Genomic DNA, 2,500 nt, shown 5'->3' on the forward strand with positions numbered 1-2,500 from the left:
AGACCCACTTCCAGCACGCCCTGCCGCTCGATCGCTCTTCGATGACCCGCTGGCGCAAGCGCATCGGCGCCGAGCGGCTCGAACTGCTGCTCGCCGAGACGCTCGCCGCCGCGCAACGCGCGGGCGCCGCCGAGCCGAAGCACTTCCAGCGCGTGACGATCGATAGCACCGTCCAGCCCAAGGCGGTGACCCACCCGACCGACAGCAAGCTCATCCATCGCGGCGTCGAGATTCTCGGCCGCCTGGCACGCCGGCACGGCATCGTTCTGCGCCAGTCCTACGCGCGCATCTCCACCCGTGCCCGGCGCGAGGTCGCGAAGCTGATCCATCGCGGCCGCCACCGCGAAGCCGAGCGCGTGGTCCGCCGCATGCGCACCTGGCTCGGACGCCTCGCCCGCGACGTCGCGCGCAAGATCGAAACCGCCTCCGCGGGGTGCGCGCCGCCTTCGTCAAGCCGCTCGACCTGATCGCCCGGCTGCTCCATCAGCGGCGCGAGGATCGTGGACGCGAGAAGATCTATGCCCTGCACGCCCCAGAGGTGGAGTGCATCGGCAAGGGCAAGGCACGCACCCGCTTCGAGTTCGGCTGCAAGGTCTCGCTCGCCACCACCAACCGTCCGGCACCCGGCGGGCAGTTCGTGCTCGGCGCTCGAACCTTGCCCGGCAACCCCTTCGACGGTCACACCCTGGCCTGCCAGATTGCCCAGACCGAGCGCCTCACCAGGGTGCCCATCGAGCGCGCCTATGTCGACCGCGGCTATCGCGGCCACGACGCCGACAAGAACCGCGTCTTCCTCTCCGGCCAGAAGCGCGGCGTCACGCCGACCATCCGACGCGAGATCAGACGACGCACCGCCATCGAGCCCGTCATCGGCCACATGAAGGCCGACGGCCATCTCGGCCGAAACTTCCTCGCCGGCGCTGCGGGCGACGCCATCAACCTCATCCTCGCCGCCGCCGGCCACAACCTCCGCCTCCTCCGCGCTTGGCTGAGCCGGTTGCTCGCGGTCCTTCTCGGCCTCCTAACCCTCAGCCCGCCGACGCTTCCAGCCCCCTCAGCACAGCCAGCACTGCGCTGAAATGGCATTGTTCACGGGCGACGACCTACATCTTCGGTGCCGTCTGCCCCAAGGACGGCAAGGGGGCAGCCCTGGTCCTGCCGGTCTGCAACACCGCGGCGATGAACCTGCAGCTCGCTGAGATCAGCACCATGGTCAACCCCGGCAAGCACGCCCTGCTGCTGCTCGATCAGGCCGGCTGGCACCTCTCCGGCGACCTCACCGTGCCCGACAACATCACCCTGCTGCCGCTGCCGCCGAAATGCCCGGAGCTCAACGTCATGGAGAACGTCTGGCAGTTCATGCGCGACAACTGGCTCTCCAACCGCATCTTCCGCGATCACGACGACATCGTCGATCACTGCTGCCATCACTGGAACCGCCTCGTCGCGCAGCCCTGGCACATCATGTCCATCGGACTGCGCGAATGGGCACATGGGTTCTGATCAGCGGGAATTGGTATCATTGTTGACTCGGCCCGTTTCGGCCGGGGGAACCAAAAACGCAGAACGCCGCTAAGTCTTTGACCTAGCGGCGTTTATTTGGTTGCGGGGGTAGGATTTGAACCTACGACCTTCAGGTTATGAGCCTGACGAGCTACCGGACTGCTCCACCCCGCGGTGAAGCCAGAGCGTGATGTGATGGTTCTGTGGCCATCCCCGGATCGGAAGACCTGGCAGCGACCGACTCTCCCGCGTCTTGAGACGCAGTACCATGGGCGCTGAGGGTTTTCACGGCCGAGTTCGGGATGGGATCGGGTGTTGGCCCCTCGCCAAAGCCACCAGGTCATCCGATCCGGGGATGCCCCGCCGGTCGCGGGGCAGTGGGTTCTGCGTGCGATGCAAGGACGTGCCGGGGGCCGCGCTTCGTGCTGCGCATAGCCCGACGGGTGGAGCCCGTCATGGAGCCGGATCACAAGCCGATCGAGCGATTAGTACCGGTTAGCTGAACGCGTTGCCGCGCTTGCACATCCGGCCTATCGACGTGGTGGTCTTCCACGGCTCTTCAGGGAGACCTCGTCTTGAGGTGGGTTTCCCGCTTAGATGCCTTCAGCGGTTATCCCGTCCGTACTTAGCTACCCGGCTGTGCCGCTGGCGCGACAACCGGCCCACCAGAGGTACGTCCATCCCGGTCCTCTCGTACTAGGGACAGATCCTCTCAAGTCTCCGACACCCATGGCAGATAGGGACCGAACTGTCTCACGACGTTCTGAACCCAGCTCACGTACCGCTTTAATCGGCGAACAGCCGAACCCTTGGGACCTGCTCCAGCCCCAGGATGCGATGAGCCGACATCGAGGTGCCAAACCTCCCCGTCGATGTGGACTCTTGGGGGAGATCAGCCTGTTATCCCTAGAGTACCTTTTATCCGTTGAGCGATGGCCCGTCCACGAGGGACCACCGGATCACTAAGGCCGACTTTCGTCTCTGCTCGAGCTGTCAC

General features: G+C 65.5%; 1 protein-coding gene, 1 tRNA gene, 2 rRNA genes and 2 pseudogenes (1 of these 6 cut by a window edge). 3 read left to right on the forward strand and 3 right to left on the reverse strand.

Features of this window, described 5'->3' with window-relative positions:
• From FK498_RS19150 to FK498_RS19160, 3 genes and pseudogenes are all read left to right on the forward strand, one after another.
• Positions 1 to 467, forward strand: a pseudogene (locus FK498_RS19150) (IS5/IS1182 family transposase); the annotation flags it as partial.
• Entirely contained in the window at positions 434 to 1,078 is a 645-nt protein-coding gene (locus FK498_RS19155) for a hypothetical protein (RefSeq protein ID WP_161988290.1), read from the forward strand. The pseudogene FK498_RS19150 and the gene FK498_RS19155, both read left to right, overlap by 34 nt.
• A gap of 20 nt (positions 1,079 to 1,098) precedes the next feature.
• Positions 1,099 to 1,503, forward strand: a pseudogene (locus FK498_RS19160) (transposase); the annotation flags it as partial.
• Between the two features lie 97 nt (positions 1,504 to 1,600).
• Here the strand turns inward: FK498_RS19160 and FK498_RS03075 are convergent.
• From FK498_RS03075 to FK498_RS03085, 3 genes are all read right to left on the reverse strand, one after another.
• A tRNA-Met gene (locus FK498_RS03075) sits at positions 1,601 to 1,677 on the reverse strand.
• A 51-nt stretch (positions 1,678 to 1,728) separates the two neighbouring features.
• Positions 1,729 to 1,843: ribosomal RNA gene (gene rrf, locus FK498_RS03080) — 5S ribosomal RNA — on the reverse strand.
• Between the two features lie 124 nt (positions 1,844 to 1,967).
• Positions 1,968 to 2,500: ribosomal RNA gene (locus FK498_RS03085) — 23S ribosomal RNA — on the reverse strand; it runs 2,226 nt beyond the window's last position.

It is taken from the genome of Elioraea sp. Yellowstone (genome assembly GCF_006704265.1).
In the GTDB taxonomy this organism is placed as follows: Bacteria; Pseudomonadota; Alphaproteobacteria; order Acetobacterales; family Acetobacteraceae; genus Elioraea.